Genomic DNA, 6,883 nt, shown 5'->3' with positions numbered 1-6,883 from the left:
TGCATGCAGTTCGTGACGCTCCGCGTCACACGCAAATCACCCCGCCAGGCTGGCCTGCAATTTGAGTTGCACCTGCTCGCCCGGTTGCAGGCTGAAGGCGTCGCCGGAAGCCGAGGCGGCTTCCACGCGCACAAAGCCTGCGGTCTCGCTGCCACACACCCCCAGTAGCGGTCTGTTGCCGGGGTGCCAGACCACGGTATTGACGCTGTCGCCGGTGTCGATGTTCAGTCTGCGCTGCCAGGTCGGGTCCTGCAGTTGCAAGGCACCGGCATGTTCGAAGACTCGCTGGCAGCCGCCTGCCACACGTAATTCGCCTTGTTGCTGGCAGACCTGTCGGCTGAGTTCGTCATAACCCTGCGCCCCATCAAGGCCCTCAAGCGCGACTTCAGCCACATCGCCAATCCGCCAGTACGCATGCAGCGCATGGCTGAAATGACACGGCTCACTGTACTCGTGGCGTGTGCTCAGACGCAACTCCATGCCCTGCCCCAGCTCGGCATGCAGATCGACCTGCCAGTCCCACAGTTGCAAGCGCCAGTGCAGGCTGACGCCCTTTTCGCTCTCGCTGCTGTCGATCAGTTTCCAGTCCAGCAAGCGCCCCCAGCCGTGTGCCGGCCAGCCGCTTTCACCGGGGTGTCGGCCGTACCAGGGCCAGCACACTGGCACGCCACCCCGAATCGCCCCCACCTGCGGCCATTGTGCAGCGCACCAGAGCCAGGGTTTCTGGCCTTGCGGCTGAAAATGCAGCAACTGCGCGCCCTGGCGACTGAAGACCGCCTGACACTGCGGATGATCGATAACCAGTACATCGCGCAGCTGGTGACGCTCCCACTCGAAAGTGGGTCTGGCACGTCGGGATCGGAAGAAGCGTTGCAATGGATGTTCAGGCAGTTGCGCGTCGAGAGAGGTCATCGCCAATCGCGTCCCTGAAAAATAAAAGGATCAAGCCAAAAAAAACGGGCAGCCAGGCTGCCCGCAAAGCACACACGACCTTTGATCGCGTTACGCGTCAATCAGTACTCAGAACTTCGACTGGATCTTGATGCCCGCCACAATCGCGTCATCAACCTGATCTACACCGCCAGGGTGCTTGACGTACTGCAGGTTGGGACGCACGGTCAGCCAGTTGGTAACGTGGAAGCCGTAGTAGATTTCCGAGTTGTACTCAGTGCTCTGGACCGGCAGGTAGCCAGGGTTGTCGTAGTCGTTGATGCCGCTGATCTGGTTGGCCAGACGCACACGATCCTGCACATCGTCGTTGACGTGGATACGGGCGATACCGATACCGATGTCATCTTTCGGACGCGAGTTGAACGGACCTTTGTACGTGAAACCGATCTGCTGGTAGTTATCGACGAAGTTGGTGGCCTTGTCGTGCACGGTAGCGTTGGCAAAAATGCTCAGGCCGCGCGATGCATCGCCATCGTGAGTCGTCAGCTGTTGCTGAGCAACAACCCACCAGCCGTGCTTGCTGTCATGCGACTTGAACGCAGCGCCGGTAGCTGCCTGTGGCTGACCGTTAACGTCTTCATAGACATCGTCGGCGTTGGGCGTGCTCTTGTAGAAGCCGACACGGTATTCACCGGGCAACGAATTGACGGTCGGGGTCCAGACCAGTTCAACCGGCAGGATCATACCTTTGGTGCCGCTGCCGCTGAGTTTGAAGCCGTTACCGGTTTCGAGGTTGGACGGGTTCTGCTCATAGACGCCGACCTGTGCATACACTTCCGGCGTGATGTTGTACTTCACGCGCAAGGCCCACTGGCTGATTGGCCAGTTGTACCAGGTGTTCACATAGTTACCGACCTGCGAGCCGCAGAACGACAGGTTCTGGAAATCGCAAGGGAAGCTGTTGAAGTCTTCGCCCGGTCCGAAACGACCAGCCTTGACGTCCAGCGCGCCGTCAAAGTACTTCTGCTTGATCCACATTTGCGTCAGACGCCAGGTCTGGCCGCGACCCCAGACTTCCTGGGAGGAACTGAGGGTACCGGCACGAGGGTCGCCGATCCGGTCGTTGGAGATGTTGCGCCCGCTACGTTCGGTGATTGCCAACTTGAACTCTGCATCCTGCCAGCCGAAAGCCTTTTGCAAATCGACTTTCATGCCCAGCGCGAACTGGTCGCTGTAGCGGCCGGTCTTGTCGTCGTTGTAACCGCCCTTGATGTTGCTGGCCATCTCGGAAACGTACTCCAGCGAGAAGTCATAGCCCTTGTCGAGCAGTTCGGTACGCTTGCCGTTCCAGTCGCCAGTCATCCACGGTGAATCGGCAGAAAATGCGTCGGCAGCATGAACGCTGCCTGCCAGCCCCATCGCACCCAACACAGACAGCGTGCTTACCAACTGGAACCGGGAAAGCGATTTACCTTTGTTGATCTTCTTCATCCCATCAATCCTCGTTTTATTGTTATTAGCTTTGGTAGACGTTTTGCTTCATTCACTGCTTCGTTTTCGCCGGTCGGCCGCTTCATTGTGGCAGTAGACAGCCGGCCAGCGATGCTCGGTGCTGAATCAATTTATCACTTGCGGCTCAACTGGAACATTGTTTGCCCGTTCAGCCAAAGATGGTGCTCCCAGAACTCCAAGACGCTCACCGCTCTGAGCATCGAAAATCAGCACCCTGGAAGGGTCGAACTGCAGGGTCAGACTTTCGCCCACCTGCGGTGCGACATCCGGCGCAAGGCGACAGCAGACCTTGCTCTGATTGAGCGTGACGAACACCAGCGTGTCCGGCCCGGTAGGCTCGGTCACCTGGACCTCGGCACGGATGGTCGGCATGCCATTCGACTCAGCGCCAGCAAGCATAATCTGTTCCGGCCGGATACCGAGAATGATTTCTCGATCTTCCAGCCCGACATCGGATACCCCGACCGGCAGCTCGCAACGCGCCTGACCACTGTCGAGCAGCGCAATCAATTGGCCATCCTTGCGTTGCAGACGCAGCGGGATGAAGTTCATCGGCGGCGAACCGATGAAACTGGCGACGAACAGGTTGGCCGGATCGGTGTAAATCTGCTTGGGCGTACCGAATTGCTGAACGATACCGTCCTTCATGACCGCGACCTTGTCGCCCAGCGTCATGGCCTCGATCTGATCATGGGTCACATAGACGGTGGTGGTTTTAAGGCGCTGGTGCATCAGTTTCATTTCGGTACGCATCTCGACGCGCAACTTGGCATCGAGGTTGGACAACGGCTCATCGAACAGGTAGATCTTGGGACGACGCGCCAGGGCACGACCCATCGCGACACGCTGCTGCTGGCCACCGGACATCTGGCCCGGCTTGCGATTGAGCAAGTGCTCGATCTGCAACAGCTTGGCTACGCGAGCCACTTCCGCATCGATGTCGGCCTGCGGCATCTTGCGGATCTTCAGCCCGAACGCGATGTTTTCACGCACGCTCATGGTCGGGTAAAGGGCATAGGACTGAAAGACCATCGCGATGTCGCGGTCCTTGGGGCTGGTGCTGCTGACGTCCTGGCCATCGATGAGAATCTCACCGCCGCTGATGCTTTCCAGACCGGCAATGCAGTTCATCAAGGTGGATTTGCCACAGCCGGAAGGGCCGACCAGAATCAGAAACTCGCCATCCTTGATCGACAGGTCGATGTTCTTGAGCGTGTCCGGCAAGTTGCTGCCGTAGGTCTTGTTGACGTTGCGTAATTCGAGAGTCGCCATGATTACCCCTTGACCGCGCCGGCCGTGAGCCCACGCAGGAAATACTTGCCAGCCAGTACGTAGACCAGCAGTGTCGGCAGGCCGGCAATCATCGCCGCCGCCATGTCAACGTTGTATTCCTTGGCACCTGTGCTGGTGTTGACCAGATTGTTCAGAGCCACAGTGATCGGCTGAGAATCGCCGCTGGAGAACACAACGCCGAACAGGAAATCGTTCCATATCTGGGTGAATTGCCAGATCAGGCAGACCATCACGATGGGCGTGGACATCGGCAGAATGATGCGGCCGAAGATCGTGAAAAACCCGGCACCGTCCAGACGCGCCGCCTTGACCAGTGCATCAGGAATGCTGACGTAGTAATTACGGAAGAATAGCGTGGTGAACGCCAGCCCGTAGACCACATGGACGAACACCAGCCCGACGGTCGTACTGGCCAGCCCCATCTTGCCGAGAGTGTAGGACGCTGGCAGCAGTACGGTCTGAAAGGGCAGAAAACAGCCGAACAGCAACAGGCCGAAGAACAACTCCGAGCCCTTGAAGCGCCACATCGACAGCACATAACCGTTGAGTGCGCCGATCGACGTGGAAATGACCACCGCCGGGACCGTAATCTTGATCGAGTTCCAGAAGTAGCCGTCAACGATATCCCAGGCCTTGATCCAGCCAATGACAGTGATCACGCTTGGCCAGCTCAGCAGGTTACCGGTGCCGATGTCTTCGGGAGTCTTGAAGCTTGTCAGCAACATCACTACCAACGGCACCAGATAAATCAGACAGGCCAGTATCAGCACGGCGTAAATCAGAACACGGCTGACGCTGATGCCCGGTTTTTCAACATGACTAGTCATGGCGCTTGGCCCTCAGCTCGGAATACAGGTACGGCACCAGAATCGCCAGAATCGCGCCGAGCATCAGAATCGCACTCGCCGAGCCCATACCCATCTGGCCACGACTGAATGTAAAGGAATACATGAACATAGCGGGCAGGTCCGAAGAATAGCCGGGGCCGCCGGCCGTCATAGCGGCTACCAGATCGAAGCTCTTGATGGCAATGTGCGCCAGAATCATGATTGCGCTGAAGAACACCGGACGCAGACTTGGCAGCACCACGCGCCAGTAGATCATTGGCAAACTGGCGCCATCCATTTGCGCAGCACGGATGATCGACTGATCCACACCGCGCAGCCCTGCCAGAAACAGAGCCATTACAAAGCCGGACGATTGCCACACCGCAGCAATGACCAGGCAATAAATAACCCGGTCGGAATCAACCAGCCAGTCCAGACGAAAGCCTTCCCACCCCCAGTCGCGCAGCATCTTGTCCAGGCCCAGGCCGGGGTTGAGCAACCACTTCCAGGCGGTCCCGGTGACGATCATAGACAGCGCCATCGGGTACAGATAAATAGTGCGAATCACGCCTTCACGACGGATACGCTGATCCAGCAGAATTGCCAGCAGTACACCGATCACCAGGCTGATCGCGATGAACATACCACCAAACACAGCGAGGTTTTTGCTCGCCACCCACCAACGGTCGTTGTCCATCAGTCGCGAATATTGCGCCAGACCTGCCCAACTGTAAGTAGGCAGAAACGTCGAGTTAGTGAACGACAGAACGAACGTCCACAATATGTACCCGTAAAAACCAACCAGCACGATGAACATGCTGGGGGCCAGCACCAGTTTAGGTAGCCAGCGTTGCAGCGCATCCATTGGCGAGGCTTTGCTGATCGCAGCGACAGAGCTCATCGGGCGTTTCCCATCCGGTGTGTCTAATCAAGGCCGAGGCCGTGGGAGAAATCAACGACGGATTTCAACACCACGGACGGCGGTTACAGGCTATTAAAGACCAATCACTGGACTGATTTGACCGCGGTAGCGAGCTTCTTGGCTGTTTCTGCCGGGTCGGCTTTCGGGTCATTGATGTAGTTGGTGATCACGTCAAAGAAGGCACCCTGAACTGCCAGCGAAGTCGCCATGTTGTGCGCCATGCTTGGCTGAAGGCCACCGGTCTTCGCGTCGGCCAGGAAGTCCTTGGCAGCGGTCTGGGCGCAGGAATCAAAGCCATACTTGTCCATGTCGGCTAGCATGTCCTGGCGAACCGGGATCGAACCCTTGTTGATGCTGAAGACTTTCTGGAAGTCCTCACCCATCGCGACCTTGGCCAGGTCCTGCTGAGCGGCAGTGGTGCCTTTGTCTTTCTGCTTGAACACCGCCAGCGAGTCGATGTTGTAAGTGAATGCCTTGTCGGTACCCGGGAAGGCTACGCACTGGTAATCCTTGTCGGCGACTTTCTTGGCGGCGGTCCATTCGCTCTTGGCCCAGTCACCCATGATCTGCATGCCAGCCTTGCCGTTGATGACCTTGGCAGCTTCCAGGTTCCAGTCCTGGCCCTTGCCATCGACATACATGTAGGTGGCGACCTTTTTCAGCTCAGTCAGCGACTTGACCATGCCCTCGCCGGTCAGTGCGCCTTTGTCGAGGTCGACCAGCGCCTTCTTGTAGCCATCAGCGCCCATGACCGACAGTACAACGGCTTCAAACACGGTACTGTCCTGCCAAGGCTGACCGCCGTGTGCCAACGGAATGAAACCGGCTTTTTTCAGCTTGTCGCCCGCAGCGTAGAATTCTTCTAGGGTGGTGGGAGCCTTGTCAATGCCAGCCTTCTTGAAAACTTCAGGGTTAATCCACAGCCAGTTGACGCGGTGGATGTTCACCGGCACGGCAACGTAATCGCCGTCATACTTAACGGTGTCGGAGACTTTCTTATCCAGCAGAGAGTCCCAATTCTCGGCTTTGGCGACGTCTTTCAACGCGTCAGTGTCGAGCAATCCCACTTTGGCCCAGTCCTGAATATCCGGTCCTTTGATCTGCGCAGCGCCGGGAGGGTTACTTGCCATTGCTCGGCTTTTAAGCACTGTCATGGCAGCGGCACCGCCGCCACCACTGATGCCATCGCCCTTCCAGGTAAAGCCGTCCTTTTCAACCTGAGCTTTCAGAACATCGACTGCAGCCTTTTCGCCACCCGACGTCCACCAGTGCACGACTTCTACGGTGCCTTTGGATTCAGCGGCGTTAGCGCTCAGAGGGAACAACGAAGCGAGAGAGATGACAACAGCGAGACGTGACATGGAATTCATAGAATTGACCTTTCTTGTTGTTATGCATGAGCAAGTCTGATGCTTGCGCTTCGTGGGAGTCTAACCAA

The 6,883-nt window shown here is 57.4% G+C and carries 6 protein-coding genes; all 6 read right to left on the bottom strand.

All coding sequences use genetic code 11. The annotated features are described in order from the left end of the window. Nucleotides 1–36: 36 nt before the first annotated feature. Entirely contained in the window at nt 37–912 is an 876-nt protein-coding gene (locus ALO64_RS06900; protein WP_044344159.1) for a D-hexose-6-phosphate mutarotase, read from the bottom strand. Nucleotides 913–1,020: 108 nt separating this feature from the next. Further along, on the bottom strand, nt 1,021–2,382 hold the full coding sequence (locus ALO64_RS06895; protein ID WP_004656031.1) for a carbohydrate porin: 1,362 nt from the start codon (nt 2,380–2,382) through the stop codon (nt 1,021–1,023). Between the two features lie 126 nt (nt 2,383–2,508). After that, nucleotides 2,509–3,675: an ABC transporter ATP-binding protein gene (locus tag ALO64_RS06890; protein WP_044344160.1), complete on the bottom strand. Its 1,167-nt coding sequence runs from the start codon at nt 3,673–3,675 to the stop codon at nt 2,509–2,511. A gap of 2 nt (nt 3,676–3,677) precedes the next feature. Then, nucleotides 3,678–4,523, bottom strand: a complete 846-nt coding sequence (locus ALO64_RS06885; protein WP_002552321.1) for a carbohydrate ABC transporter permease — start codon at nt 4,521–4,523, stop codon at nt 3,678–3,680. After that, nucleotides 4,516–5,424 carry a carbohydrate ABC transporter permease gene (locus tag ALO64_RS06880; protein WP_005732725.1) on the bottom strand — a complete coding sequence of 303 codons (909 nt, stop codon included), beginning with the start codon at nt 5,422–5,424 and terminating at the stop codon, nt 4,516–4,518. Before ALO64_RS06880 ends, ALO64_RS06885 begins: the two co-directional genes overlap by 8 nt. Before the next feature lie 104 nt (nt 5,425–5,528). Continuing rightward, entirely contained in the window at nt 5,529–6,815 is a 1,287-nt protein-coding gene (locus ALO64_RS06875) for an ABC transporter substrate-binding protein (protein WP_044344161.1), read from the bottom strand. Between the last annotated feature and the right edge of the window lie 68 nt (nt 6,816–6,883).

The organism is Pseudomonas meliae (assembly GCF_001400515.1).
GTDB lineage: Bacteria > Pseudomonadota > Gammaproteobacteria > Pseudomonadales > Pseudomonadaceae > Aquipseudomonas > Aquipseudomonas amygdali.
The sequence above is the reverse complement of the archived record's forward strand: the minus strand, read 5'-3'. Positions and strand labels throughout refer to the sequence as shown.